Source organism: Bacillus cereus group sp. MYBK15-3 (assembly GCF_051916765.1).
Lineage (GTDB): Bacteria > Bacillota > Bacilli > Bacillales > Bacillaceae_G > Bacillus_A > Bacillus_A cereus.
In genome coordinates this window covers 1471611-1496948 of record NZ_JBQAHG010000001.1, presented here as the reverse complement: position 1 = coordinate 1496948, position 25338 = coordinate 1471611, and the positions used below count along the sequence as shown (strand labels likewise).

The following is a 25338-nucleotide window of genomic DNA, read 5'->3' as shown; positions in this document are numbered from 1 at the left end:
AAGTAGGTGAAAATGTGTGAAGACAAACGTACATAAAGTTGATAAGTGGGGGAAGTTAGGAGCCTTTTTGTATCAGTTTCGTTATACAGTAATTGTAGCGTTACTGTTGCTCGCAATCGCACTTGGGATTTTTGCTCCAAAGCTACCGGGAGTATTAGGTGGTGACGGTTTCCAAACGGAAGGCGACTATCAAAAAACAAAAGAAATTTTAGATCAAGATTTTAAGAAGTCTCAAGATACGCTTCTGCTCGTTTTTGAGAAAAATAAAGATGCTTCGCATGAGGAATTTAAAAAGCGAATAGATGAAATTGTAAAGAATGTTCAAGAGAAAGAGAGCTATGAATCTTTCCATCACCCAATCCAAAATAAAGAAATGCTACAAGATGACATCGGTTATGCGACAATTTTATTTTCCGGGAAAACAAATAAAGAAAGAATGGAAAAGACATTACAATTTGCTGATGAGATTGAGAAAGAAAGTAATGTAGCATTAAAAGTAACACCTACAGGATTTCCGAAAATTAATCAAGAGATTAATGAAAGAACGCAAAATGATTTAAAAGTAGCAGAAATGATTGGATTACCAATTGCGTTTCTTGTATTACTATTTTCGTTTGGTAGTCTTTTGGCATCAATTTTACCGATTTTGAATGGGGCGCTTAGTGTTATTAGTACGATGGGGATATTGTATTTCATCGGTGTTGATAAAGAACTATCTATTTTCGTGTTAAACGTTGCACCGATGATTGGACTTGCATTATCTATTGATTTTGCGCTATTATTTGTGAACCGTTTTCGAGAGGAAGTTGCTAAACGAGCGGTAAAAGAAGCGATAGCAATTACATATCAAACGGCAGGACGTGCGATTGTATTTTCAGGATTATGCGTATTTGTTGGGTTATCCGGTTTGTTTTTCTTTAAGATAGATTATATTCAATCTGTCGCGATTAGTGGAATGATTGTTGTCATTATGAGCATTTTATTCTCACTCACACTTCTTCCAGCACTATTATCGTTAATAGGTAAAAGAATATTAAAAAAGAATCAAGTAGCACATACGCCGGCAAAAGCATGGCGTAAATTTGCACAATTTGTGATGAAACATCCAATTGCAATGATTATTGTTGTTACAACATTTATTGTTATTTGCTTATTACCGTTACGTACAGCTAATTTACAGTTCCCTGGTGTTGAAGCTTTACCTGAAAAGAGTGATACAAGGATTGCATATGAAAAGTATGAAGAAGCATTTAATGAAACTGTCAAAACACACGCTGATGTTACGTTAGTTGTAGAGACGAAAAAAGATATGAAAGAAAAAGAAAGTCTACAAAAGATAGAAGAAGTCGTTCAAAAGTTAAAAGATGATAAGAAAGTACATGAAGTAAGAAGTTTATACGACGGGTTAACTGGAATGAAAGCAGATCAAGTTGTTGGAATATTGCAGTCGCCAGAATCAGCGAAACTAACTCCTGTATTTGAAGCATACACGCAAGGGAATAAGACGACGATAGAAATCTTTTTGAAAACAAAACCACGTACAGAGACTGCAAAACAGTGGGTACGTGACTTTAAAAAGAACTATAAAGAAACGGATGTTACGTATTATCTAGGCGGAATGACGACGTTTCAACAAGAATTAGAAGATGAAATTAAAGATAAAGTTGTAATTGGTATGTCTGTTATATTTGGATCGACCTTTGTTATATTATTATTTGCATTCCGATCTATACTCATTCCAATTAAGGCAATTGTTATGAATATACTTAGTTTAAGTGCAACCATTGGAATTGTTGTTTGGTTATTTGAAGGTGGTCATTTCGGTTTAGAAGCAAGTCCGGTTCTGTTTGTCTTACCAATCTTCATTTTTGGCCTCGTATTTGGGCTTAGTATGGATTATGAAGTATTTCTTATTTCACGTATTCATGAGCTCTATGAAGAAACAGGAGATAACGATCAAGCAACGTTAGAAGGGCTCGTTTCAACAAGTAGAATCATTACATCAGCTGCTTTAATAATGATTGTTGTAACTGGTGCATTCGCATTTACTGATATTTTACCAGTAAAGCAGATGGGTCTTGGCGTTGCATTAGCAATATTTCTTGATGCAACAATTATTCGTCTTATGCTCGTACCAAGCTTAATGAAGTTATTTGGAGACTGGAACTGGTGGTTACCATTTCGAAAAAAACGAGAAAAATCATCATAAAAAATGCTCATCATATTGATGAGCATTTTTTATGAATAGCAAAGCCTACATTTTGCAAATAGTATGTGATAAGAACATTACATAATAAGTAGGTGAAGGCAATGTTTCGTTATTTTAAGTTTAAGTTAAATGATACAGTACAGTTTGCCGAGAACGATGGGCATATGTATCGCATTGTCGGTTATCGGTTAGAAAAAGGATTTTATCCAAAAGATGAATGGACTCATATCATTTATGAACTACTTAGAGAATTTGACGGGTATACGATGGATGCAGAAGAGGAAGAACTTGTAAAGGTCGTTCAAGTAGAGGATGAGTATTATAAAATACAAGAAGTATCAGGTTATCGCTATCCAGTAAAAATGAAACAAAAACAACAAGTGATGAAAATAGAAAAGATGGACGATTTATTAGATGCTTACAATGATTATAAAAGGTTGGCGGATTTCTTTAAAGATTTATCGTATGAACAAAAAGCTGAAGAAGTATTATTAGAAATGAAAAGACTTAGAGCTTGAGGGGCAGTCTATTATAAGACTGTCCTCTATTTTTGACAGTGCATCAAAGTGTGTTTTCCGTTACAATGAGAGAATCAATAGAAATAAGGTGATAAACAGTATGGAAACAAAGAAAAAGGGCGAATGGTGTGAAATTATCGTTCCAGCTAAATGGAATGGTATAAGTATTGAATCGGTATTAAAAGTAGAATGGGAAATACCGAAAAAGCTATTACATCAGCTTCGTATGGAAAAAGGTGTTACGGTTAACGGGGAACAAAGAAGATGGAATGAGCTTTTAAAAGAGAACGATAAGTTACAAGTCCATATGTTTGCGGAGGAAGAGTACGGTGTAGATCCAGAATATGGTGAATTACATGTAGTATACGAAGATGATCACGTACTTATCGTAAATAAACCAGAGCAAATGGACACACACCCTGCTGAAAAAGGTGGAACCGGGACGCTTGCAAATCTTGTTGCTTTTCATTTTCAAATGCAAGGTTTAGAGACGAAGGTGCGTCATATTCATCGTTTAGATAAAGATACGACAGGTGGTGTCGTGTTTGCTAAGCATAGAATTGCTGGTGCAATTATGGATCGTCTATTAATGGAAAGAAAAATTAAAAGAACGTACGCAGCGCTCGTTGAAGGGAAAGTAAAGAAGAAACAAGGAAAGATTGATGCTGCTATCGGAAGGGACCGCCATCATGCTACAAGGCGTCGTATTTCTCCAAAAGGTGACCAAGCTATCACATATTATAAAGTAGAAAAGTATTTTAAGAAGCAAAACACGACTTTCGTAACGTTACAATTAGAAACGGGTAGAACACATCAAATTCGTGTTCATATGAGTCATAATGGTAATCCACTAGTTGGGGATGTATTATATGGTGGACAAACAAAATATATGTCCAGTCAAGCATTGCATGCGATGAAGATAAATTTCTTGCATCCAATTACGAAAGAAGCAATTGAAGTTGATGTGCCGTTTCCTACAAAGTTAAATAAAAAAATAAAAGAATTTCAAAAAGAAAATGCGTAAAGTATAAGTTTTAACTTGAAAAAAGTAGATTTTTGCAGGGATTTCTCTAAAAGAAGCGAAGCCGTTAAGAGAAAAGAGAGGTGAGAATCACTTGATCAAATATAAGTATGTACTTGGAATATTTTTCGCTTGTCTTTTACTTACTCTATTTCTCTATCCCTATTTACCAAATCGTATGGCAGTACATTGGAATGTAAATGGTGAGCCAAACGAGTTTATGAGTAAACAAGTTGTTGTAGCATTTATTCCTTGTTTTATTATTTTTTCATATGGATTTTTGTATATTATTTCACATAATATATTTAAGTTTAATGAAAGAGAGCATGGTATTATAGGCGGATTTATAAAGAAAATTACGTTATTTATGTTGTTTATTCATATGCTTATCCTCTTTATTAATTTGGGGGAGTTGATATCCTTTCAAACAGGATTAACGATTGGGATTAGTATGTTTCTTTTTATGCTGAGTAAAGAATTTAAGAAAATAAAAGGCAAAGAAAAAGATCCAATTAAATTACAAAAAATTCGTTTAGTAAGTAGACGAATTTTTCAAGTGATGGCATGTGGCATATTGTTTTCATTGTTTTTGAACTTAGAGTGGGGATTTTATGTATTGCTTAGTGTAATAAGCTGTGGATCTATGTTGTTTATGTTATATATTTTCTATTCATACATAATAGAAAGCTATGAAACTTAAAAAAGAGTCTTCTCATGAGAAGACTCTTTTAATCTATTTACTTCGTAATAAATTGTTGTGTCCAGTAGTTGCCGCTTTCTACATAACCAACACCGATGTGAGTGAAGCCGTTATTTAAGATGTTTGCACGGTGTCCAGCGCTGTTCATCCAAGCTTGTACTACTTCTTCAGGTGTACGTTGACCTTGAGCGATGTTTTCACCTGCAGATGTATAAGAAATACCAAATTTCTTCATCATGTCAAACGGAGACCCATATGTAGGGCTGTTATGATCAAAGTAGTTGTTTTTTTGCATATCTTCAGACTTAATACGTGCTACTTTGCTTAATTCAGTATCGATTTTTAGTGCTGGTAAGCCTTGTTTTGCACGCTCAGCGTTTGTTAATTCAACAACACGTTGTTCAAACTCGCTTAAAGATTTTGCTTCTTCAGCAGGCTTTTGCTCAGCTGGTTTTTGTTCAGCAGGTTTTTGAGTATTGTTGTTTTCAGCAGGTTTTTGAGCTTCTGGTTTTTGAACTTCTTCAGCAGGCTTTTGCTCGGCAGGTTTTTGTTCAACTGGCTTTTGAGTTTCTGGCTTAGCTGTTGGTTGCTCAGTTACAACATTTTCAGTAGGTTGTTGACCAGGAATGAAGCAGTTTGGTTGGAAGTTTCCTTGTTGCCATTGTGCTAATGATTCAACTCCCATAGATTGTAAGAATGCTTGTAATTCTTGTTGGCTCATTTGTTTCATCATCACTTTTGAATGCTGAATATTTTGAACCTTTACGTTAGATGGTTGTACTGTTGCAGCTTGTGCATCTAGAGAAGATACTCCTAAAGTAAGAGCTGTTGCAGCAGCTACAGATAATAAAACACGCTTTTTCATGATGTGTGTCCCCCTATATAAAGTTTTAATTTGTTTTCACACGATTTGTTTTTGACAGCCTGTCTGACTGACAAATTCATCGTAGCATACAATTTGCGAGAAAAAAGATGGAAAAAAATTCATAGACTTTAAAATTACCTAATTTATCCTAAGAGAAGGAGGGAGCAAAAATAAGAGAAATATAGAGTATAAAAGGAATTTATAGTGTTTTTATACTTGGTTTTAAGAGGGGATTTTTGGATAAAGTTACCTAAATAGAAAATGAAGAATCCTATTGTATCAATGGTTTGAGCGATTTTTTAAGGAATATAATGGATTGATTTTTACAAAACTGTAATGTTTCTGTTGTTCTTTTTTATAATAAAGTAACATATTTTTAATGTTGTAGCAGACAAAAAAGCGGCTATCTCTTTACATAGACGAAGGAGATAGCCGTTTTCCTATTATTACGTATGTTACGAGTTGTTACGAGTTAGTTTCAATTGCTTCTAATAATAAATCCACAATGTGAATTCCTCTCATCTTATGAGAAAGCCCTTCTCGCTCAATACCCAATTTCATTTGTAATAAACAACCTGGATTTGCAGTAACAATGGTTGCTGCTTCTGTTTCATGCACACGGTCCATTTTGTAATCTAGAAATTCCATTGATAACTCTGAATGAACAATATTGTAAATACCAGCAGAGCCACAGCAACGATCGGCATCTTTCATTTCTCGATATGTTGCACCTTGGATAGCCTCTAGTAACATACGAGGTTCAGAAGATGTGCGCATAACATTGCGTAAATGACAAGAGTCTTGATACGTAATAACTTGCGGCGTGAGTCGTAAGTCAGTTCGCTTATGGAAGTCTAGTTCTACTAGTATAGCAGTAATATCTTTAATCTTAGAAACAAACTGCTTAGCACGTTCAGCCCAATCCGGATCATCCTTTAAAAGATAATCATAGTCTACGAGGTAAGCTCCGCAACCACCTGCATTCGTAATAATATAGTCGATGTTTAAGTCTTCGAATGCTTTTATATTGCGCTTTGCTAATTCTTTTGCTCCACTCTTTTCACCAGCATGTCCATGCAATGCACCGCAGCAACTTTGTGTTTTCGGAATAACGATATCACAACCAGCTAATTGAAGAAGTTTCATCGTTGCGTTATTTGTTTCTAAAAACATCGTATCCATTAAGCAGCCTGTGAAGAATGCAACTTGTTTTTTCTTTGTACTTTCTGCAGGTAAAAATGAAGGACGATCTTTCATCGCTTTCATTTTAGGGACTTTTGGTAAAACGAGATCCATCGTTGCAAGTGTTTCGGGGAATAACTTCATAATCCCTGTTTTATGTGTTAGCGTTTGTAAACCAGAACGTTGATAAAATCCGATTAGTCCAGTTAATGTTCTCATTCGATTTTGATGGGGGAATAATCCTTCAAAAACGACTTTTCGAACAGCTTTCACTGGCACCGAGAATTTTTTATTTTGATTAATAATATCACGAGCTTCTTCTAATAAATGCCCATAATTTACACCAGATGGACAAACAGGTTCACAAGCACGGCAACCAAGACAAACGTTTAATGTATTCTCAACATCTTCATCTGGTTCGATTAAACCATCAACGACAGCTTTCATTAATGCGATACGTCCGCGCGGTGAATGTGACTCTTTATATCCGGATTGAATGTAGGTAGGACAAGTAGGTAAACAAAAACCGCATCGCATACAGTTTAGTAATTCATCTTCATTTAATCGTTCTTTAAATTCTTTTTGAATATTTTCTTTATTCAATGTCGTCATCGCTCAACCACCACTCTTTTTCGGGTGTCTTTCGCGAACATTTTTCCAGGATTCATAATGTTATTTGGATCGAAAGCTTGCTTTATTCCTTGCATAGCTGCAATACCTTCCTTACCTAATTTCATTTCTAAATATGGAGCTTTCATCGCACCAACACCATGTTCACCAGTAATTGTGCCACCAAGTTCAATTGCTTTCGCAAATATTTCAGCAAAAGCTTGTTCAGCTCGATGCATTTCTTCTGCATTACGAGCGTCTGTCATACAAGTTGGATGTAAGTTACCATCACCAGCGTGTCCAAACGTACAAATAGGAATATTATATTTTTTTGCAATGGTATTAATAGCTTCAACCATTGGAGCTATTTGTGAACGTGGTACAGTTGCATCTTCTAATATTGTAGTAGGTTTTAATCGTGCGAGCGCTGATAGGGCACTACGGCGAGCGGTACGAAGCGCATCTGCTTCCGTCTCATCTTTTGCAACGCGAACATCAACTGCATTCATAGAGTGGCAAACGTTAGCCATTTTTTCAATATCTCGATTGACTACTTCGGGTGGACCGTCTTGTTCGATTAATAAAATTGCTTTTACATCTGTAGGTAAACCGATTTGTGCAAACTCTTCTACTACTTCAATTGTCGGTTGGTCTAAAAACTCCAGTGTTGCTGGAATGATTTTATTTGCAATAATAGAAGAAACAGCACGTGCAGCTTCATTAATATCTTCATATAATGCAAGCATTGTTTTCTTTGTTTCAGGCATAGGAACAAGTTTTAATATGGCTTCTGTTACCACGCCAAGTGTTCCTTCAGAACCGATAAATAAACGAGTTAAATCGTAACCAGCTACATCTTTTGCTAATTTACCACCAGTGCGAATAATATCACCATTTGGTAAGACAAGTTCAAGCCCCATTACATAATCACGTGTTACGCCATATTTCAAACCGCGTAATCCACCTGAGTTTTCATTAATATTACCGCCGATTGTAGAAATTTTCATCGAGCTTGGATCTGGTGGATAAAATAAACCTTTTTCTTCTACCGCTTTAATAATATCAAGTGTAATGACACCAGCTTGTACAGTAATTGTTAAGTTTTCTTCATCAATTTCTAAAATATTGTTCATATGGCGGAAAATAAGGACGATACCGCCTTCAAGTGGACATGTTCCTGCGCAAAGATTTGTTCCAGACCCGCGCACATACACAGGAATTTTGTGAGTGTTACATACTTTTAACACTTCAGCTACTTCATTTGTATTACGAGGAGCAATGACTGCATCAGGCATTGCTTGGAAGTTTGGAGTGGCATCATAACTATAAGTTAAACGCCCCATATTGGATGTATCTACATTATCTTCGCCAACAATAGATACGAATGAATGAATAATTTGTTTTTCTAACATTGGAAATCCCCCTCAAACTGTTAACGTGTTTAGTTATAATAAACAACGTGGTAACAGTGCTTTCATTATAATGATAAAAAAGTCGAGGGATTCTTTCTATGTATAATCATCTAAAGATTAATCTATTTTATCGTTCTTTTTTGTATGATTATCTAATAGGAGGAGTGCGAAGTATAAAACGTTTAAGTCTTTGAATTGTTTTGGATCAAGTCCTGTATGTTCTTCAATCTTTTTTAGCCTATAATGTAAGGTGTTAATGTGTATATGTAATTGTTTAGCTGTCTGTTTATAAGATTGGTTATAATCGATAAATAAGCGTAAAGTGTGCATAAGCTCAGGAGATGATAGTAAGCTTTCGATGGTACGCTTTAGAAATTGTTCACGCGTTTCGACAGAAATATCTTGTAAACACATTTCTAAACGTAAATCTTCATTAAATACAATTTTTTTCGTTTCCAATGATACAGAAAGAGCACGTAATGCTTGTTCGTAACATATGTTCATATTGTTTGGGGTAACTGTTTGCCCAATCCCGATATATAAAGGAATAGAAAATAAAGCTTCGCAGTCTTGTTTTAACCGTTTTAAAAACTGATAAGTTTGTTCTTTGGAGCTCATCGCTGTAAATAAAATAAAACGATCATTTCCCCAGCGAACAAATAGATGCTCTTTTGTTAAAATATTTCGTACATGTTGCCATATTTTACGCTGGAGCATTGTGTCATTTTTGCCAATAGAAAACAAAACAAGTTGTTTTTTCTTATATAAATCAATGCCAAGTGTTTTGGCACGATCAAGAAAACTCGGGGACCACTCTGTATTTTGAAGCCAATCAAAGACAAAAGCTTCATAAGAACGGTGCTCAAGTTCTAATTGCTCTAAAAAGTAGTTTTCATGAATTAATAATTCGGTCATCTTACGCAATATTTCTCCGTAGCGTGAAATATTTTCAGGTTCTCCGGTAATCCCAATGACACCGATTACTTCATCATGAAATAATAGAGGAAGATTCATCCCAGCCTTTACACCTTGCAATCGCCTTTCATCTTCTTTTGTAATGATGACGGTTTTCTTTTGTTTAGCGCAGCGGAGTGCACCTTCATGAAATTGGCCAATTCTTTCTGTATCTGTACTTGCGATAATAACGCCTTCTATATTAATGATAATTATATTTTCTGTAATTAGTCTGCGTACTTCTCGTACAATTTTATTCGCTAAATCAGGAAATAGCATAATTGACACACCTCAAATTCTATTTGTTGTACATTATATATGTAAATTGAGTAAGAAAGGGGAATTTCACACTTTCCACACATTTATTTGTTATTTTACAATTATAACGAAATCATCTGAAGATGGAGGGAATCTTTTGAGAAAGTATGTTTTTCTTCTCTGTTTTTTATTTCTATTAGTAGGGTGTCAAGGAAGTTCATATACACCAATTGCTAAAGATAAAAATGTTATTATAACTACGAATATAAAAGAAGGCAGTATTAGTTTTATTGATAAAAAGGATAAAAAGTTAATTACGACATGGGAACTAAATGAGCCAATGGCCGGAATCACACTGCTTCCAAATGGCGATGAAATACTTGTATACGGTAAGCAATTAGAATATATGTATGTATATTCACTAGCGGAAGGAAGGCAAGTGGAAAAATATAAAACTGGAAAGGGCATTGTAAATGTGGTCGTATCAGCAGATAAAAAACAATTATTTGCTGCTGATCAAAATGTTCAAAAGGTAAGGTTCTTTACGATAAATGGGAAAGAGACAGGAAATGTTTCAACAGGAAAAGGGCCTATAACGATGGTAGAGTATCAGAATCGGTTATCTGTACTAAACTTTTATGATACGAAACTAACGACAATTGATACGAAGAAAAAAGAAGTTGTTCAATCCTTTATGATTCCGCCAGCATCAACAGGAGCGACGATTAGTCCTGATGGGAAAGAAATATGGATTGGCGGGCATGGTGATGGAAATCAAGTGAATGAGAAAGTATTAGTGTATTCTTTACAGAGCGGTGAAATGGTACGTTCTTTACACGCTCCATTTATGCCTGTGAACATAACGAAAGATAATAAGTACGTATATGCATTAAGCCACGGTTCGAATATGCTTAGAAAATTTGATACTAGTACGTATAAAGAGGTAGCTTCCGTTGAAATAGGCTCAAATCCATTTTCATTTTTGAAAAGCGGAGCAGAAGGATATGTAGCAAGTTATGATAGTGATGAAGTGTGCGTTATGGATATGAAGAGTATGAAAATAAAACAAACAATTAAAGTCGGAAAAGGACCGTTTCAACTCATAGAGAGGGAAGGGAAGGACAATGAATAAATATAGAGTGCTAGTTGTAGATGATGAAAGTGATATGAGGCAGCTTGTTGGAATGTATTTGGATAACTTTGGATATGAGTGGGGAGAAGCTGAAAACGGAAAAGAGGCTCTTAAAAAACTAGAAACGGATCATTATGATTTCGTTGTATTAGATATAATGATGCCAGAAATGGATGGACTTTCAGTTTGTAAAGAAATTAGAAAAACGTCAGATGTGCCGATTATATTTTTAACCGCAAAAGGTGAAGAGTGGAATAGGGTGAATGGCTTACGTATGGGAGCAGATGATTATATTGTAAAACCGTTTAGTCCTGGTGAATTGGTTGCACGTATGGAAGCTGTACTAAGAAGATATACAAAGCAAGAACAGCAAGAAGAGATTCAATTTGGACCAATTCTTATCAATGAAAAAAGCAGACGAATTGAGGCGAATGGTGAGTCGATTTCTCTTACTGTAAAAGAGTTTGATTTACTATATTTTCTTTGTCAGCATACAGGACAAGTATTTAGCCGGGAGCAATTACTTGAAAAGGTATGGGGATATGATTATGCCGGAAGTACAAGAACAGTAGATACGCACGTGAAAACGATGCGCTTGAAGCTTGGAGAAAGTGGAAACTACATTCAAACTGTTTGGGGTGTAGGCTATAAATTTGAGGTGTAACATATGTTTACGATGGTACAAAAACTTTGGCTTACAGTAGTATGTGCAGTATGTGTAACAGTGTCCTTTCTTTATTTCGTATCTTTATACTCGTATGAAAAGTTATACGTTGATAATTTAAAAACTTCGTTAGTAATGGAAGGGAAAAGTCTTGCTGCTCAATATGATAAGCGTGAAGGAATATCAACTTTTGAAGAGAAAGTAAGATCGTTTGATCAAATATCTAGTTCAGACGTTATTTTCGTATCTAATCCGCGTGATTTAAGCGCATGTTTGCCTTTTGATGTGCATCATCATTCTCTTATAAGTGAAGGAGACAGGCAAACGCTATTAGATGGGAAAACTGTGACAAAAATAGGATATGAAGAACATTTTGACCGTAATATTATGGGGGTTGTCATTCCTGTATTGGAAAATAAAAAATTAGTCGGAATTGTCTATTCGTATATTCCTTTAAAAAGTATAAAAGATTTAATCTATGATATGGGTCTTATTTTAGCACCGTTAGCAATTGCTATGATTTTAATTACGATATGGGTTGGAAGAAAAATTATAATTGCAATTACGAAGCCACTTTCGCAAATGGAGCGGGTTGCAAATCATTTGGCTACGGGAGATTTTTCGGAGCGGATTACAGTTTCTTCAGAGGATGAAATTGGACGATTAGGAAAAGCATTTAATAAAATGGCAAATTCATTAGAAACAGAAGATGTAAAGCGTAAGGAATTTTTAGCAAATGTTTCGCATGAACTTAGAACACCACTTAGTTATATAAAAGGGTATAGCGAGGCTATTTTAGATGGTGTTGCAAAGGGAGCTCAGCAGGAAAAAGTAACTCAGCTAATTCATAAAGAAGCAGGTCGTATGCAGCGTCTCGTTCATGACTTGTTAGACTTAGCACAATTAGAAGGTGAGCACTTTCCGTTAAAGAAGCAACCTATCGTTTTTTCACAGCTGATTGAAGACGTATTAGATACGTATGAGATTAAGTTTATAGAAAAGGAAATTCATATTTCAACCAATTTAAATCCAGAGGTCATTGTCATGATTGATGAGGATCGTATGCAACAAGTGCTTCATAATGTGTTAGATAATGCGATACGATATACAAATCAAAAAGGAAATATCGTTATAACTTTAGAGCAAATCGATGATTACTGTGAATTAAAAATAAAAGATACAGGAATTGGCATTGATATAGAGCATTTGGAGAATCTTGGGGAACGCTTTTACAGAGTTGATAAAGCGAGAAGTCGTCAACATGGTGGAACAGGTTTAGGCCTTGCTATTGTGAAACAAATTGTTCATATACATGGTGGACAGTGGAAAATTGAAAGTGAAAAAGATAAGGGAACAACGGTTATTATTAAACTGAATGTACAGGATGAGGGGGGCATGTTCTAATTTTTAGGGCATGTTCTTTATATTGAAGAAAATATTTATCCCGCTATTCGCCGGTCAGTAAGACCCTCACCTCAAAATTCAGCGGAAGCAAAGAAGTTAGGTAGAGGCACTGCTGCCCGTAAAAGCCCGATTGGTGAGGGCTAATAATCAGTGGGGGATGAACAAAACCCTCACTGATTAAAGTTTCACTTTATACGTAAAAATATAAATTAATATGTAATAAATATCGAAAATTTGACTATTTTATGAACAAAACATTTGTACTTCTTATCAATTCGGTCTAAAATAGTTATGATGCAAAGTTCTTATAAATCGTTTCAATTGTTGTTTGGAAGATACTGAGGTGATTTAACTGGAGTACAAATCTATTAAACCGAAAAAAATTTACGAAGAAGTATCTGAAGCTATTTTAACAATGATTAAAAATGGTACGTTAAAACCTGGTGACAAACTACTCCCTGTGCATCAATTAGCTGAGCAGTTTCAAGTTGGCAGATCTGCTGTTCGTGAAGCGCTAAGTGCGCTAAGAGCGATGGGCTTAATTGAGATGAAACAAGGAGAAGGTACATATGTGAAGAACTTCGATTCTTCTTCATTAACGAAATCATTAAACAATAGATTATTAATGAAGAAAGAAGATATTTTGAATTTATTAGAAGTACGAAAGGTGCTTGAAGTGGGGGCAGTTCGAGTAGCGGCGGCAAAACGTACGGAAGATAATTTACAAAATATGAAACATTGGTTAGATGAAATGGCAAAGAGCATTGGAGATGAAAAGGCTGGCGAAAAAGCCGATTTTCAATTTCATATGGGAATTGCAGAGTCTTCGCATAATAGCATTTTGCTTGAACTCATGAATCATGTTTCAGAGATGATTGCTGAAACGATTGGTGAATCAAGACGCATTATTTTATATGGTGAACAAACGACATCAGAACGACTTATAGAAGAGCATCAAGTTATATATGATGCGGTGTTAAAACAAGATGTAGAATTAGCGCAGCAAGCAATGCTAGATCACTTAACAAATGTAGAACATATTGTCACAGGTAAAAACGATATAAATTCGTAATTTAATCTTTTAAAAATTTAATTTTCTGATAAAATAGAGAAAGATTAAGTAAGCGTTTTCTTTAGAAGAGGGAGAGGATAGGCCATGGTTGAGCCTATTTCTTCTCTGCTAAGTCATCTGATGACCATATGTTTGTTGGTGAAGTTGTAAAAAGGGGGAGTAATAGTTATGAAAGTTACTTTATTTGTTACTTGTTTAGTCGATATGTTTGAAACAAATGTCGGTAAAGCAACGGTTGAAGTGTTGGAGCGTTTAGGTTGTGAAATTGAATTTCCAGAAGCGCAAGTTTGTTGTGGTCAGCCTGCTTATAATAGCGGCCATGTAGAAGCAGCAAAAGAAGCAATGAAACATATGATTGAAACTTTCGAAGATGCAGAATATATTGTTACGCCATCTGGTTCTTGTGCGACAATGTTTCATGAGTATCCACATGTTTTCAAAGATGATCCAAAGTGGGCTAAACGTGCACAAAAAGTTGCTGATAAAACTTATGAATTTACACAGTTTATTGTGGATGTTTTAAAGGTTACTGATGTTGGTGCAAGTTTACCAGGGGTCGCTACTATCCATAAATCATGTCATATGACACGTATGCTTGGAATAAAAGAAGCACCAGGAATTTTATTATCAAATGTAAAAGGATTAACTGTGAGAGATTTGCCAAACGTGCAAAATTGTTGCGGGTTTGGGGGAACGTTTTCAGTTAAGATGACTCCAATTTCTGAGCAAATGGTAGACGAAAAAGTAGATAGTGTAATGGAAACAGGTGCAGATTATTTAATCGGTGCAGATTGTGGGTGTTTGTTAAACATTGGCGGACGTATTGAGCGTTTAGGAAAAGAAGTAAAAGTAATGCATATTGCTGAGGTACTGAATAGTCGCTCATGAAGGGGGAACATAAGCTATGTCTATGAAAATCAGTGAGAAAAAATTTAATGATCGCGTTGGTGATGGAATTCAAGATTCGTTTATGCGCGGAGCAGTATCTTCTGCACAAACGCGTTTATATACGAATCGCTTAAAAGCCGCAGATGAACTAGGAAACTGGGAAGAGTGGCGTGAACTAGGTGAACAAATTCGTCAACATACGTTAGAAAATCTTGATTATTACTTAATGCAGTTAAGTGAAAATGTATCAAAAAGAGGCGGACACGTGTACTTTGCGAAAACGAAAGAGGAAGCAGCAAAGTATATTCAAGACGTTGCAAAAAAGAAGCAGGCAAAAAAGATAGTAAAATCAAAGTCGATGGTAACAGAAGAAATCAGTATGAACCATGCGCTTGAAGAGATTGGCTGTGAAGTGTTAGAGAGTGACTTAGGAGAGTATATCTTGCAAGTAGATAACGATCCACCTTCACATATTATTGCACCTGCACTTCATAAAAATAGAACGCAAATTCGCGATGTATTTAAAGAAAAGCTAGGCTATGAAAATTCTGATGACCCGTATGAAATGACAAAGTTTGTTCGTAAACAACTTCGTGAGAAATTTATGGATGCAGAAATTGGTGTAACTGGTTGTAACTTTGCTGTTGCAAATACTGGCTCTCTTTGTTTAGTAACGAATGAAGGTAATGCAGATCTTGTTATGTCAATTCCTAAAACACAAATAGCGGTAATGGGTATGGAACGTATGGTTCCGACAATGGAAGAATTAGATGTTTTAGTTGGTTTACTATGTCGTAGTGCAGTAGGTCAAAAATTAACAAGTTATGTAACAGTAGCGGGGCCAATTCAAGAAGAGGAAGTTGATGGACCTGAAGAATTTCATTTAGTTGTTGTTGATAATGGTCGCTCTCAAATTCTTGGATCTGAATTCCGTTCAGTATTACAATGTATTCGTTGCGCTGCTTGTGTTAATGTATGTCCTGTATATCGTCACGTTGGTGGACATTCATATGGATCGATTTACTCAGGACCAATCGGTGCGGTATTAACACCGCTTCTAGGTGGATATGATGATTACAAAGAGCTTCCTTATGCATCTAGTTTATGCGGAGCATGTACAGAAGCTTGTCCAGTAAAAATTCCATTGCATGATTTATTATTAAAACATCGTCAAGTCATCGTTGAGCAAGAAGGTCGTGCACCACTTGCAGAAAAACTGGCTATGAAAATGTTTAGTATGGGTGCTTCTTCAGCTGCTTTATATAAAATGGGTTCAAAAATGGCACCAGCGGCAATGAGTCCATTTACATCTGGTAATCGTGTATCAAAAGGTGTTGGACCACTTAAAAACTGGACGGATATTCGTGAATTCCCAGCTCCAAGTAAAGAACGATTCCGTGATTGGTATAAAGATCATAAGAAAGGCGGGGATAAATAATGACAGGATTAATTCAAAACCGTGATGCCTTTCTAGATAACATTGCAAAAGAACTTGGGCGCGCGCGTAAAACAGAAGGTGTAGAGCGTCCAGTATGGAAAAGTAATGTGAATATAGAAACGTTAAAAGATTATTCACAAGAAGAATTACTAGAAGTGTTTAAAGAGCAATGTACAAACATTCATACAACTGTAGTAGAAACGACAAACGACCGTTTAGGTGAAGACCTTCAAAAAGTAATCATGGAAAACGGCGGGGGACCTATTTTATTATCAGCAGATGCGCGTTTTGATGCATATGGTTTAACATCTTTATTTAAAGAAGAACTTCCAAAGCGAGATGTTGAAGTAAATGTATGGGATCCAGAGAGAAAAGACGAAAATATGCGTTTAGCTGAAAAAGCGAATATTGGTATTGCATTTAGTGATTATACATTAGCTGAATCTGGTACAATTGTTGTACAAAGTCATAAAGGTCAAGGGCGTTCTTTACACTTTTTACCGACTGTATATTTTGCTATTATTCCACGTGAAACACTTGTGCCTCGTATTACACAAGCAGTTCAGGATATGAACTCACGCGTAGAAAATGGGGAGACAGCGGCATCTTGTATTAACTTTATTACAGGGCCAAGTAACTCGGCTGACATCGAGATGAATCTTGTTGTCGGAGTACATGGACCATTAAAAGCAGTTTATTTCATCGTATAAAAGAGGGGAAAGCAGGCCAGGAAATGGCCTGCTTTTTAGTAGAATAAAGGATAATATGAAGTAGAAGTTCTCTCCTTTTTTTGCTATGTTTTTTGGGAAAGGAGAGGAAGGGATGTTCACTTATTTATATGCACTGTTAGCAGGGATGGTGTTTGGTTCTTTTTTTATGCTAGTTGCGATGAGGGTTCCATTAGGTGCTTCTATTATTACCCCGCGTTCACATTGTGATTATTGCAAATATGTGCTAAGGACAAAAGAACTAATCCCCATCATTTCATTTTATATACAAAGAGGCTGTTGTACGAATTGTAAGAGGAAAATTCCAATTATGTATGTAGCATTTGAATGTATAACAGGAGGTATATTTCTTCTTACAGTGTATATGATTGGAATAGAACGAGAGCTTATTATTATTTTATCCCTTTTTTCGCTACTTCTTATTATTTCAGTTACAGATTACTTATATATGTTAATTCCTGATTGTATTTTAATTTCGTTTGCCTTTTTACTCATTCTCGAAAGTGTTTTTGTACAATTAGTTACTTGGACAGATAGTATAGCTGGTAGTGGTGTTATATTTATTTTGTTATATTGCATGCAAAAGATATATCCAGAAGGGATTGGCGGAGGAGATATAAAACTACTTTCGTTACTTGGATTTATAGTAGGAGTGAAAGGAGTTTTTATCGTTTTATTTTTAGCATCTTGTTTTAGTCTTTGTTTTTTCGGGATTGGTATCGGATTAAAACGTATAGAAGTACGAAAGCCAATTCCATTTGGTCCTTTTATTAGTCTCGGGGCAATATGTTATGTATTGGCCGCATATTCAAATTAGAGAGGGAATCGAAAATGAACGTATATATGGATGATCAAAGAAGTTGCCCGTTCGGGTATGTGCCCGCAACTACAGTAGAATGTGCTTTGCAAATGGTTCGGGATTATGATGTGAATATTCTTTCTCTTGATTTTAATATGGGATGGGGAGCGAAAAATGGACTAGATTTTGTAGAAGCTTTTTGTACAGAGGGGTTATATGTAAATGAAATTCACTTTCATACGAATGATGTCATTGGTATGCACAAGATGAAACAGAGAATGGATAAGGGAAAGGAAGAAGGAGAAATTACTCCTCACCTTGTTGTTAAATACGTGGGTAGCTAAAAACTCCAAAGTAAAACTTTGGAGTTTTTAATGTTTCATATGGGCTTGTAAAGGAATAATCTCTTCTTGTTGAGCTGTTGCGATTTCAGTTTCTTCCTGTTGAACTTCAGGCGTTTTCTTTGTTAAGTAGTGGTATACCATACCGACAAATACTGATCCGCCAATAATGTTACCAATTGTAACAGGAATTAAGTTATGAATAGCACCTGAAAAAGAAATTGTCTCAGGATGCGGTGAAACTAAAGATAAAGCAAAGAGTGATAAGTTTGCAATACTATGTTCGTAACCAGATAAGAAGAATGTGAAAACAAGTAGCATCATCACCATTATTTTTGCTGTGTCACCTTTAACCTGAGAAGGTAAGAAGCAAGCAAGACATACGAGCCAGTTACATAAAATGGCTTTAAAGAATAACTGCATCGTAGGTGTATTCATCTTTCCTTCAACGACTTTACTCATTAAGTGACCGTGATCAATTGCTTCAAAAATTCCAGTTGCGTAAAATAGTAAGGCAAAGAATAATGCGCCGGCTAAGTTACCTGCATAACAAGCAACCCAGTTACGAAGTGTATCAGAAATCGTTGTTTCTTTTCTTAAAGTTGCGACAGTAAAGTACATTGTGTTCCCAGTAAACAATTCAGCACCACCATATATAATAAGTACGAGAGCAATCCCGAAAAACATAGAGGCAGATAAATAAGTTGCTGGTGAATCTGCAATGTGAAAAAAGTTACCTAATTTAAAACATAGTACAATAATAAAACCGATATAAATACCAGCAAGTGCAGCACGAATGAAATATTGCATTGGGTTTGTATCTAGTATTTTCTTTTTGCTTTTAGCCAGTTTGACAACATAATCTAGTCCTTGTTCTAGCATGAGTAATACGCTCCTTTAGTAAATCTTCTATAAATACTCCTTATATGAATAAAGTACATGGAATTGTTCCTACTTTCAATGAGTTTGTGCAATGTTTCACAAAAAGGACATACATACATTAAGAAAACGTTTACAAAAGATAGTATAATGGAATTTTTTCTGGACATTGCGAGGAAGAAAGGAAAAAGAAAAAGCGCTGTAATTACAGCGCTTTTTCGTCTAAATTCTTTTCCACTTTTACTTCTACTTCTTTTGAGAAGAACCAACCACCAACTGCGATTCCGACTAATACAATCCAGAATGTAAGCTTCCACGGAGTGGATTCTGGGAATGAATGTGGAATTACATTTAATGCAGGGTGTGCTAATGTATAAACTGCTAGCTTCACACCAACCCAACCTACAATTAAGAATGCTGCAGTTTCAAGCCCTGGTTTACGTTTTAAGATTTGTACGAAAGCAGTTGCTGCAAATCGCATAATGATTAATCCGATAAGTCCACCTACAAAGATAACAACGAATTGCCCAGTATCAAGACTACCAATTGTACCTAGTCCTGTTTTTGGTAAAGTCATTGCTAGTGCAACAGCAGCTAAAATTGAATCAACTGCGAAGGCGATATCAGCAACCTCAACTTTAAATACAGTCCACCAAAAGTTCTCTTGTTTTTTCTTTGCTTCTTTTTCTTCTGTTTCTTCATCTGTATTCTTTTTAACATATGTTTTAAATAAGTGATTACCAGCGATAAACATAAGGTAGATGGCACCGATTGCTTGCACTTGCCATACATCGACTAAGAACGAAATCATAAATAACGATCCAAATCGGAAAACGAATGCCCCCGCTAATCCGTAAAATAGTGCTTTCTTTCGTTTTTCTTCTGGTAAATGTTTTACCATAATTGCAAGAACAAGAGCGTTATCAGCCGCTAAAATCCCTTCAAGTGCAATTAGGATGAGTAATACCCAACCATACTCCAATAATAATGATACATCCATGTACATTCTCCTCTCATCTCTATAACTTCTAAATAAGTGAAGAATTTCCCCACTATTTAGTTTCCCCATACTCCTGCCTATTAATTTTGGAAGAATCTGGAAATGAATGCAAAAAAGACCTCTGCCGTTAATAGGCAAAGGTCTTGCTAGACATATGTAATAAAAATGCCAACAAAGCCGGAAGAACTAAGTTCTACGTAATGACGACTTTGTTTCCAAGATATATTCTTGGACGCTACTCCCCTTTGGAGATATGTTATTGTATTCTCATTATATGGATAATTTATACGGTTGTCAACCTGTTAAAATATCTTCATTCGGATATTTTATTTTTCGGTTCTTTTTACGAGCAAATGAAAATGCCAATGTTAAAGGACCCATTTTCCCAAAAAACATCATAAAAATAATAATCGTTTTTCCAATTATAGTTAAGTGGGGTGTTAAGTTCATACTGAGGCCAACAGTCCCAAATGCTGAAAATACTTCGAAAGCACTCATCAATAGAGGAACTCGTTCAGTAATACTCAAAATTAAAATAGCAAAAAAGATAAATGAAATAGAAATAATAGTAATGGTTAATGATTTGACAATGAGAGTATCTTTAATGGATTTTTTAAATACGACAATATCTTCTTGTTCTTGTAAAAATTTAAATACACCAAAAAATATGATTAAAAATGTTGTTAACTTAATCCCCCCACCCGTTGAAGCACTACCAGCACCAATAAACATAAGTAGCATCATTAATAGCAGGGAAGGTTTTGACAATGTAGAAATATCAACTGTATTAAACCCGGCAGTTCGTGTTGAAATTGCTTGGAAATAAGAGGCCATTCCTTCTTCAAATGGGGTAAAACCTCTCATAGAAAGAGAGTTATGGAACTCGAATATAAAAATAAAAAGGGTAGCAATAATGTTGATGATTAGAGTAGAAGAGAGCATAAGTTTTGAATGTAGTGTAAGGTTTTTAAAGTTTTTCTTTCTTTTTATGTCTACGATCACTGTAAAACCAATTCCACCTAAAATGATGAGAGAGGAAATGACGAAATTGACAATAATGCTATGAGAATGGGACATTAAATTATCGCTCCACACAGAAAAACCAGCATTGTTAAAGGCTGAGATTGAATGGAAAAAACTATAATAGATCCCTTTGGTAACCCCGTATTTTGGTACCCACTCAAAAGAAAGAATTAAAGTAGCGATACATTCGACTGTAAAAGAGAATAAAAATAATGCTTTGGCAAGACGGATGACGCCGCCTATATTCGTTTGATTTAATGCTTGTTGTAATAAAATACGATTTTGAAGACCGATTTTTCTGCCGAGCATAATCGCAATTAAGACAGCAAAGCTCATAATACCAAGTCCGCCAACTTGTATAAGCGTTAAAATGACACATTGGCCAAACAAAGTAAATACTTTTCCAGTGTCCACAACACCAAGCCCTGTAACCGTACAGGCAGAAACTGTTGTAAATAAAGCATCGAGCCATGAAATAGACGTTGTTGTAGCGATTGGAAGCTTTAATAAGCATGTACCTATAATTGATAACATGATAAAAGACAAAGTAAGAACGCGGGGAGGACTCATACGAATGTTAATCCGTTTCATGTTATATATCGTTCCTTTCTGTTTGCTCTTACTAGTATGTGAAAAAGTCCGATTATGTATGTGAAAAATAGAAAGAGGCAGAGAATATCTGCCTCTAAGCCATATGTTATATTATTATCCGCGTAATTGTTGTTGAGCTAAAGAAACAAGACGTTTTGTTACTTCACCGCCAACTGATCCGTTAGAACGAGATGCTGTATTAGACCCTAAGCTTACGCCGAATTCTTGTGCAATTTCATATTTAAATTGATCAAGTGCTTGTTCAGCACCTGGAACTAGTAATTTGTTTGTTTTTGCCATGATGATACACATCCTTATGAGTAATCCAGTCCAGATAAGTACTTATCTGAATTGGTACTGTTATTTTATGTGGAACCGGCGTGCTCATACGCGGAAGTAATCGGTGTGATTAGAAGTTATTGGATAGAAAAAAGAGTAGCAAATTTGCTACTCTTTTTTTAGTATTGTCGCTGTACCTTCCACGACAATATCATCCGATTGATTATATATATTTGTTTGCAACGTAATGATTTTTTTATCGTCACGCTTCTTAATAACCTCTGCCACAACGCGAAGTGTATCACCGATTTTGACAGGGGCACGGAATGAAACATTTTGGGATAAATAAATCGTATTTTTGCCTGGGAGTTTCGTTCCAAGGATGGTAGAAATAAAACTCGAAACGAGCATACCATGGGCAATGCGTTCTTTAAACATTGTCGTTTTTGCAAAAGAGTCTAAAATGTGAATAGGATTCACATCCCCAGTCAATTTTGCAAAATTGATAACATCTTCATCTGTAATTGTTTTTGTAAGGGATGCTTGATCACCGACTTGAATCTCATCATAACGAAGCTCCGGGACGGTTTGTGCTTCTTGGAATGGATTCATTTTGTCCTCCTTCTTTTCCATATCGAAAAATGCCAGCCATCTTGATGTAGTAGGAGGAAGAAAGAGTTTTGTTTGTGCTGCAGTTAGCTCCCACATTTTTCTTACTTGATGGAAGTAAATAGATTTTTTGAGTTTTCCTCGAACTTTTTTGCGAGTTCCAACTGTTTTGACTTGAACTCTTCCAAAAAACCCTCTAACTGTTTTTGAGCCTCTTCACGTTGTAATTGTTGTTGCTCAATAAATTGTTTTGTTGTTTCTTCAAATTGACCGCTTGTTTGTGTAAGAATTGACAAAGATGTTTTTGTAGGAGAAACAGTAAGTTGATGCATATGAGCAGAAAGTTCCTTCCATTTGTCCTGCCACTCGTTAATTTGATCATTTAAGGAGTTTCCAGTTAATTGTTTCACGTAATCTGTATATTGGTTGTTGAACTGAGCAGTGAGTTGTTGTAGTTCTTTTTCTAGTTCATCTACTCCTGATGTTAATTTATGCAAAGCGTCTTGTTGTTGTTTTAATGTTTCTAAAGTAAGCTGCTCTAATTGTTTCCCAGCTGAAGAGAAAAGGGAAAGTGATTGAGACCAGTTTTTCCAAAATGCATCGACTAATTCGTATGGTTTAGTTTCCATTATTTGACCTCCAAATGTTTTTTTGCATATTGTGAACGCAGATTACTCTGCTGTACCACCAGGTGAAGATGAAGAATCCTTTTCATCCTTTTCTGGAGAAGTAGAAAATGGAAAGAAAGCATTGGTGTATAATGTGAAAAACGTTCGCAACATATTTTGATAATGTTCAAAAGAAGTCGCACATGTTGTTAAATATTGCTCTCCATATTCAGTTAAAGAATAAATTCTTTTTGCCGGCCCTCCATCGCTTGTATCCCAAGTAGAAGAAATAAGGTTTTCTTTTTCTAATTTGCGTAGTGTTCTATAAACATTACCTTGGTCAACAGAAGAAAAGCCGATATCCATTAGCATTTGAATAAGTTTGTAACCATGAAGACTCCAGTCTTTTAGACAGAGAAGTAAGAAGGGAACTAAGAAGTTTTTTGGCATGGAGTTTGGTTGTTTCGCTTGGTTGCTTTCCAAACTTTCGCGTTGTTCTGGTTCATTTTGTAGCATGATTGTGCATCACCTCATGAATCAGTTAGATGGAATTTTTTGTTTATAAGTGCAATTTACACCTATCTGTTTTTAAAGTCAACACATTTGTTAGAAAATAGAAAAAAATAAAATATAGACTTGAAGTTTTATTCAGAATATTAGAAAATAGTGAATAGGTTGAATTGTTTCAAAAACGAAAAAGGGAGTGTAGGTAAAGTGATTGATCAAAAATTCGATCCACTACAAGCATGGAAAAATGCTTATGAACAAACCGAAACATTTTGGGGAAAAGCGCTCAATGAAACAATTAAAACAGAAGAATATTCTGCTTGGATGGGCAGCGTTCTAGATTTGAATTTGTTTTATCAAAAAGCATTAAATGATACGACAAAAAACTATTTAGAACAAGTAAATGTGCCGACGAAAGAGGATATCGCAAGAGTAGCTACGCTAGTTATTAACTTAGAAAATAAAGTAGATAACATTGAGGAGTTTCTAGAGGAAAAAGTAGATTCTTTAGGACAAGCTCCTACATTAAAGCGTGATGTAACGAAAGTAAAACAAGATATTCGTATGCTTGAAACAAAAGTAGATCAAATTTTAGAATTGCTAGAAAAGCAAAATGCAGTACTAGCTAAACTACAAGTACCTGTAAAAGAAGAGGTAAAGCCTGCGAATAAGCCAGAAAATAAAAAATGATAAAAGCGCTTGTTTATAACAGATAAAAGAGAGAGGGAGAATCTCTTTTCACGTATAAACAGCGAAACATAATTATATATGGACTCTATAGTATGAGTACCAAAATGATTCATAACAATCGTTCACAAATTCATTTAAGGGGGAAAAGAAATGGTTCAATTAAATGGAAAAGTAGCAATCGTAACAGGTGGAGCAAAAGGAATTGGAAAAGCGATTACAGTAGCATTAGCACAAGAGGGAGCAAAAGTAGTTATTAACTATAATAGCAGTAAAGAAGCAGCTGAAAACTTAGTAAACGAATTAGGAAAAGACGGACATGACGTTTATGCAGTGCAAGCGGATGTTTCTAAAGTAGAAGATGCAAACCGACTTGTAGAAGAAGCTGTGAATCATTTTGGTAAAGTTGATATTCTTGTTAATAATGCTGGTATTACAAGAGATCGTACATTCAAAAAGTTAAATCGTGAAGATTGGGAGCGCGTAATTGACGTGAATTTAAGTAGCGTATTTAATACGACAAGCGCGGTTCTTCCATACATAACTGAAGCGGAAGAAGGAAGGATTATTAGCATTTCTTCTATTATTGGTCAAGCAGGTGGATTTGGCCAAACAAACTACTCAGCAGCAAAAGCAGGTATGCTAGGATTTACAAAATCGTTAGCGTTAGAACTTGCAAAAACAAATGTCACTGTAAACGCTATTTGCCCAGGATTTATTGATACTGAAATGGTAGCAGAAGTACCAGAAGAAGTACGTCAAAAAATCGTTGCAAAAATCCCGAAAAAACGTTTTGGTCAAGCTGATGAAATTGCAAAAGGTGTAGTATACCTATGCCGTGACGGTGCGTATATCACAGGTCAACAATTAAACATTAACGGCGGATTATATATGTAATGAAGTAAGAAAAAAGTGCATATCCATAGCAGGAATGCACTTCTTTTTTTAGAAGGAAATCGAC

At 35.5% G+C, this 25338-nt stretch carries 26 protein-coding genes and 1 riboswitch; of the genes, 15 read left to right on the top strand and 11 right to left on the bottom strand.

Translation table 11 applies throughout. The features are described 5' to 3' along the window. Window positions 1–16: 16 nt before the first annotated feature. The 4 genes from ACTFR8_RS07725 to ACTFR8_RS07710 all read left to right on the top strand — a co-directional run bounded on the left by ACTFR8_RS07725 (window position 17) and on the right by ACTFR8_RS07710 (window position 4448). The gene (locus ACTFR8_RS07725; protein ID WP_100619518.1) at window positions 17–2209 is read left to right on the top strand and encodes an MMPL family transporter; all 2193 of its coding nucleotides are present in this window, start codon (window positions 17–19) and stop codon (window positions 2207–2209) included. 101 nt (window positions 2210–2310) lie between these two features. Then, the gene (locus ACTFR8_RS07720) at window positions 2311–2727 is read left to right on the top strand and encodes a hypothetical protein (protein WP_000490301.1); all 417 of its coding nucleotides are present in this window, start codon (window positions 2311–2313) and stop codon (window positions 2725–2727) included. A gap of 100 nt (window positions 2728–2827) precedes the next feature. Next, window positions 2828–3751, top strand: a complete 924-nt coding sequence (locus tag ACTFR8_RS07715) for an RluA family pseudouridine synthase (RefSeq protein ID WP_000448320.1) — start codon at window positions 2828–2830, stop codon at window positions 3749–3751. 91 nt (window positions 3752–3842) lie between these two features. Then, window positions 3843–4448 carry a DUF1648 domain-containing protein gene (locus tag ACTFR8_RS07710; protein WP_025967031.1) on the top strand — a complete coding sequence of 202 codons (606 nt, stop codon included), beginning with the start codon at window positions 3843–3845 and terminating at the stop codon, window positions 4446–4448. Window positions 4449–4485: 37 nt separating this feature from the next. Here the strand turns inward: ACTFR8_RS07710 and ACTFR8_RS07705 are convergent, their stop codons facing one another. The 4 genes from ACTFR8_RS07705 to ACTFR8_RS07690 form a co-directional block, all read right to left on the bottom strand. Then, on the bottom strand, window positions 4486–5313 hold the full coding sequence (locus tag ACTFR8_RS07705; RefSeq protein WP_000747596.1) for a CAP domain-containing protein: 828 nt from the start codon (window positions 5311–5313) through the stop codon (window positions 4486–4488). 465 nt (window positions 5314–5778) lie between these two features. After that, window positions 5779–7107: a (Fe-S)-binding protein gene (locus ACTFR8_RS07700; RefSeq protein ID WP_025967033.1), complete on the bottom strand. Its 1329-nt coding sequence runs from the start codon at window positions 7105–7107 to the stop codon at window positions 5779–5781. Next, window positions 7104–8516 carry a glycolate oxidase subunit GlcD gene (gene glcD / locus ACTFR8_RS07695; RefSeq protein ID WP_000890754.1) on the bottom strand — a complete coding sequence of 471 codons (1413 nt, stop codon included), beginning with the start codon at window positions 8514–8516 and terminating at the stop codon, window positions 7104–7106. Before glcD ends, ACTFR8_RS07700 begins: the two co-directional genes overlap by 4 nt. Before the next feature lie 117 nt (window positions 8517–8633). Further along, window positions 8634–9749 carry a CdaR family transcriptional regulator gene (locus ACTFR8_RS07690; RefSeq protein WP_025967035.1) on the bottom strand — a complete coding sequence of 372 codons (1116 nt, stop codon included), beginning with the start codon at window positions 9747–9749 and terminating at the stop codon, window positions 8634–8636. A gap of 136 nt (window positions 9750–9885) precedes the next feature. On the opposite strand from ACTFR8_RS07690, the gene ACTFR8_RS07685 reads away from it, so the two are divergent. From ACTFR8_RS07685 to ACTFR8_RS07645, 9 genes are all read left to right on the top strand, one after another. Continuing rightward, complete coding sequence (locus tag ACTFR8_RS07685; RefSeq protein WP_001234148.1) at window positions 9886–10860, top strand: YncE family protein; 975 nt, start codon at window positions 9886–9888, stop codon at window positions 10858–10860. Next, window positions 10853–11524, top strand: coding sequence for a response regulator transcription factor (locus ACTFR8_RS07680; protein WP_001046400.1), 672 nt, complete (start codon window positions 10853–10855; stop codon window positions 11522–11524). Before ACTFR8_RS07685 ends, ACTFR8_RS07680 begins: the two co-directional genes overlap by 8 nt. A 3-nt stretch (window positions 11525–11527) precedes the next feature. Beyond that, entirely contained in the window at window positions 11528–12928 is a 1401-nt protein-coding gene (locus ACTFR8_RS07675) for a sensor histidine kinase (RefSeq protein ID WP_000494818.1), read from the top strand. 382 nt (window positions 12929–13310) lie between these two features. After that, on the top strand, window positions 13311–14000 hold the full coding sequence (locus ACTFR8_RS07670; RefSeq protein WP_254904472.1) for a FadR/GntR family transcriptional regulator: 690 nt from the start codon (window positions 13311–13313) through the stop codon (window positions 13998–14000). A 168-nt stretch (window positions 14001–14168) separates the two neighbouring features. Beyond that, window positions 14169–14888: a (Fe-S)-binding protein gene (locus ACTFR8_RS07665; protein ID WP_000869150.1), complete on the top strand. Its 720-nt coding sequence runs from the start codon at window positions 14169–14171 to the stop codon at window positions 14886–14888. Window positions 14889–14904: 16 nt separating this feature from the next. Next, a complete protein-coding gene (locus ACTFR8_RS07660) occupies window positions 14905–16326 on the top strand; it encodes a LutB/LldF family L-lactate oxidation iron-sulfur protein (RefSeq protein WP_000061922.1) in 1422 nt (473 codons plus the stop codon). Further along, window positions 16326–17036, top strand: coding sequence for a LutC/YkgG family protein (locus ACTFR8_RS07655; protein ID WP_000147183.1), 711 nt, complete (start codon window positions 16326–16328; stop codon window positions 17034–17036). Before ACTFR8_RS07660 ends, ACTFR8_RS07655 begins: the two co-directional genes overlap by 1 nt. Before the next feature lie 112 nt (window positions 17037–17148). Then, window positions 17149–17871, top strand: a complete 723-nt coding sequence (locus tag ACTFR8_RS07650; protein ID WP_003313093.1) for a prepilin peptidase — start codon at window positions 17149–17151, stop codon at window positions 17869–17871. A gap of 14 nt (window positions 17872–17885) precedes the next feature. Further along, the gene (locus ACTFR8_RS07645) at window positions 17886–18197 is read left to right on the top strand and encodes a cyclic-phosphate processing receiver domain-containing protein (protein ID WP_001103761.1); all 312 of its coding nucleotides are present in this window, start codon (window positions 17886–17888) and stop codon (window positions 18195–18197) included. Between the two features lie 27 nt (window positions 18198–18224). Here the strand turns inward: ACTFR8_RS07645 and ACTFR8_RS07640 are convergent, their stop codons facing one another. From ACTFR8_RS07640 to phaQ, 7 genes are all read right to left on the bottom strand, one after another. Further along, on the bottom strand, window positions 18225–19076 hold the full coding sequence (locus ACTFR8_RS07640) for a formate/nitrite transporter family protein (protein ID WP_000893029.1): 852 nt from the start codon (window positions 19074–19076) through the stop codon (window positions 18225–18227). A 202-nt stretch (window positions 19077–19278) separates the two neighbouring features. Continuing rightward, window positions 19279–20073: a TerC family protein gene (locus ACTFR8_RS07635; protein WP_000383326.1), complete on the bottom strand. Its 795-nt coding sequence runs from the start codon at window positions 20071–20073 to the stop codon at window positions 19279–19281. A gap of 90 nt (window positions 20074–20163) precedes the next feature. Beyond that, a riboswitch (yybP-ykoY riboswitch) is annotated at window positions 20164–20329 on the bottom strand. A gap of 38 nt (window positions 20330–20367) precedes the next feature. Beyond that, the gene (locus ACTFR8_RS07630; protein WP_000822340.1) at window positions 20368–21687 is read right to left on the bottom strand and encodes a TrkH family potassium uptake protein; all 1320 of its coding nucleotides are present in this window, start codon (window positions 21685–21687) and stop codon (window positions 20368–20370) included. Between the two features lie 114 nt (window positions 21688–21801). Then, window positions 21802–21987, bottom strand: a complete 186-nt coding sequence (locus ACTFR8_RS07625; protein WP_001140707.1) for an alpha/beta-type small acid-soluble spore protein — start codon at window positions 21985–21987, stop codon at window positions 21802–21804. Between the two features lie 147 nt (window positions 21988–22134). Next, on the bottom strand, window positions 22135–22578 hold the full coding sequence (locus ACTFR8_RS07620; RefSeq protein WP_001067916.1) for a MaoC family dehydratase: 444 nt from the start codon (window positions 22576–22578) through the stop codon (window positions 22135–22137). Between the two features lie 101 nt (window positions 22579–22679). Then, window positions 22680–23204, bottom strand: coding sequence for a polyhydroxyalkanoic acid inclusion protein PhaP (gene phaP / locus ACTFR8_RS07615; RefSeq protein ID WP_000448594.1), 525 nt, complete (start codon window positions 23202–23204; stop codon window positions 22680–22682). 42 nt (window positions 23205–23246) lie between these two features. Continuing rightward, window positions 23247–23699: a poly-beta-hydroxybutyrate-responsive repressor gene (gene phaQ / locus ACTFR8_RS07610; protein ID WP_000939955.1), complete on the bottom strand. Its 453-nt coding sequence runs from the start codon at window positions 23697–23699 to the stop codon at window positions 23247–23249. Between the two features lie 198 nt (window positions 23700–23897). On the opposite strand from phaQ, the gene phaR reads away from it, so the two are divergent. Both phaR and ACTFR8_RS07600 read left to right on the top strand, forming a co-directional pair. Continuing rightward, window positions 23898–24380 carry a polyhydroxyalkanoic acid synthase subunit PhaR gene (gene phaR / locus ACTFR8_RS07605; protein ID WP_003313087.1) on the top strand — a complete coding sequence of 161 codons (483 nt, stop codon included), beginning with the start codon at window positions 23898–23900 and terminating at the stop codon, window positions 24378–24380. Window positions 24381–24530: 150 nt separating this feature from the next. Continuing rightward, window positions 24531–25274: an acetoacetyl-CoA reductase gene (locus tag ACTFR8_RS07600; RefSeq protein WP_000250407.1), complete on the top strand. Its 744-nt coding sequence runs from the start codon at window positions 24531–24533 to the stop codon at window positions 25272–25274. Window positions 25275–25338: the final 64 nt, after the last annotated feature.

What these genes read in the sequence shown, in the direction of transcription:
- ACTFR8_RS07625 (WP_001140707.1), bottom strand. Translation starts at nt 21,987, where the DNA reads ATGGCAAAAACAAACAAATTACTAGTTCCAGGTGCTGAACAAGCACTT.
- ACTFR8_RS07715 (WP_000448320.1), top strand. Translation starts at nt 2,828, where the DNA reads ATGGAAACAAAGAAAAAGGGCGAATGGTGTGAAATTATCGTTCCAGCT.
- ACTFR8_RS07720 (WP_000490301.1), top strand. Translation starts at nt 2,311, where the DNA reads ATGTTTCGTTATTTTAAGTTTAAGTTAAATGATACAGTACAGTTTGCC.
- ACTFR8_RS07675 (WP_000494818.1), top strand. Translation starts at nt 11,528, where the DNA reads ATGTTTACGATGGTACAAAAACTTTGGCTTACAGTAGTATGTGCAGTA.
- ACTFR8_RS07705 (WP_000747596.1), bottom strand. Translation starts at nt 5,313, where the DNA reads ATGAAAAAGCGTGTTTTATTATCTGTAGCTGCTGCAACAGCTCTTACT.
- ACTFR8_RS07630 (WP_000822340.1), bottom strand. Translation starts at nt 21,687, where the DNA reads ATGAAACGGATTAACATTCGTATGAGTCCTCCCCGCGTTCTTACTTTG.
- phaQ (WP_000939955.1), bottom strand. Translation starts at nt 23,699, where the DNA reads ATGCTACAAAATGAACCAGAACAACGCGAAAGTTTGGAAAGCAACCAA.
- ACTFR8_RS07665 (WP_000869150.1), top strand. Translation starts at nt 14,169, where the DNA reads ATGAAAGTTACTTTATTTGTTACTTGTTTAGTCGATATGTTTGAAACA.
- ACTFR8_RS07700 (WP_025967033.1), bottom strand. Translation starts at nt 7,107, where the DNA reads ATGACGACATTGAATAAAGAAAATATTCAAAAAGAATTTAAAGAACGA.
- ACTFR8_RS07645 (WP_001103761.1), top strand. Translation starts at nt 17,886, where the DNA reads ATGAACGTATATATGGATGATCAAAGAAGTTGCCCGTTCGGGTATGTG.
- glcD (WP_000890754.1), bottom strand. Translation starts at nt 8,516, where the DNA reads ATGTTAGAAAAACAAATTATTCATTCATTCGTATCTATTGTTGGCGAA.
- phaP (WP_000448594.1), bottom strand. Translation starts at nt 23,204, where the DNA reads ATGGAAACTAAACCATACGAATTAGTCGATGCATTTTGGAAAAACTGG.
- ACTFR8_RS07650 (WP_003313093.1), top strand. Translation starts at nt 17,149, where the DNA reads ATGTTCACTTATTTATATGCACTGTTAGCAGGGATGGTGTTTGGTTCT.
- ACTFR8_RS07690 (WP_025967035.1), bottom strand. Translation starts at nt 9,749, where the DNA reads ATGCTATTTCCTGATTTAGCGAATAAAATTGTACGAGAAGTACGCAGA.
- ACTFR8_RS07680 (WP_001046400.1), top strand. Translation starts at nt 10,853, where the DNA reads ATGAATAAATATAGAGTGCTAGTTGTAGATGATGAAAGTGATATGAGG.
- ACTFR8_RS07640 (WP_000893029.1), bottom strand. Translation starts at nt 19,076, where the DNA reads ATGCTAGAACAAGGACTAGATTATGTTGTCAAACTGGCTAAAAGCAAA.
- ACTFR8_RS07660 (WP_000061922.1), top strand. Translation starts at nt 14,905, where the DNA reads ATGTCTATGAAAATCAGTGAGAAAAAATTTAATGATCGCGTTGGTGAT.
- ACTFR8_RS07635 (WP_000383326.1), bottom strand. Translation starts at nt 20,073, where the DNA reads ATGGATGTATCATTATTATTGGAGTATGGTTGGGTATTACTCATCCTA.
- ACTFR8_RS07620 (WP_001067916.1), bottom strand. Translation starts at nt 22,578, where the DNA reads ATGAATCCATTCCAAGAAGCACAAACCGTCCCGGAGCTTCGTTATGAT.
- ACTFR8_RS07600 (WP_000250407.1), top strand. Translation starts at nt 24,531, where the DNA reads ATGGTTCAATTAAATGGAAAAGTAGCAATCGTAACAGGTGGAGCAAAA.
- ACTFR8_RS07655 (WP_000147183.1), top strand. Translation starts at nt 16,326, where the DNA reads ATGACAGGATTAATTCAAAACCGTGATGCCTTTCTAGATAACATTGCA.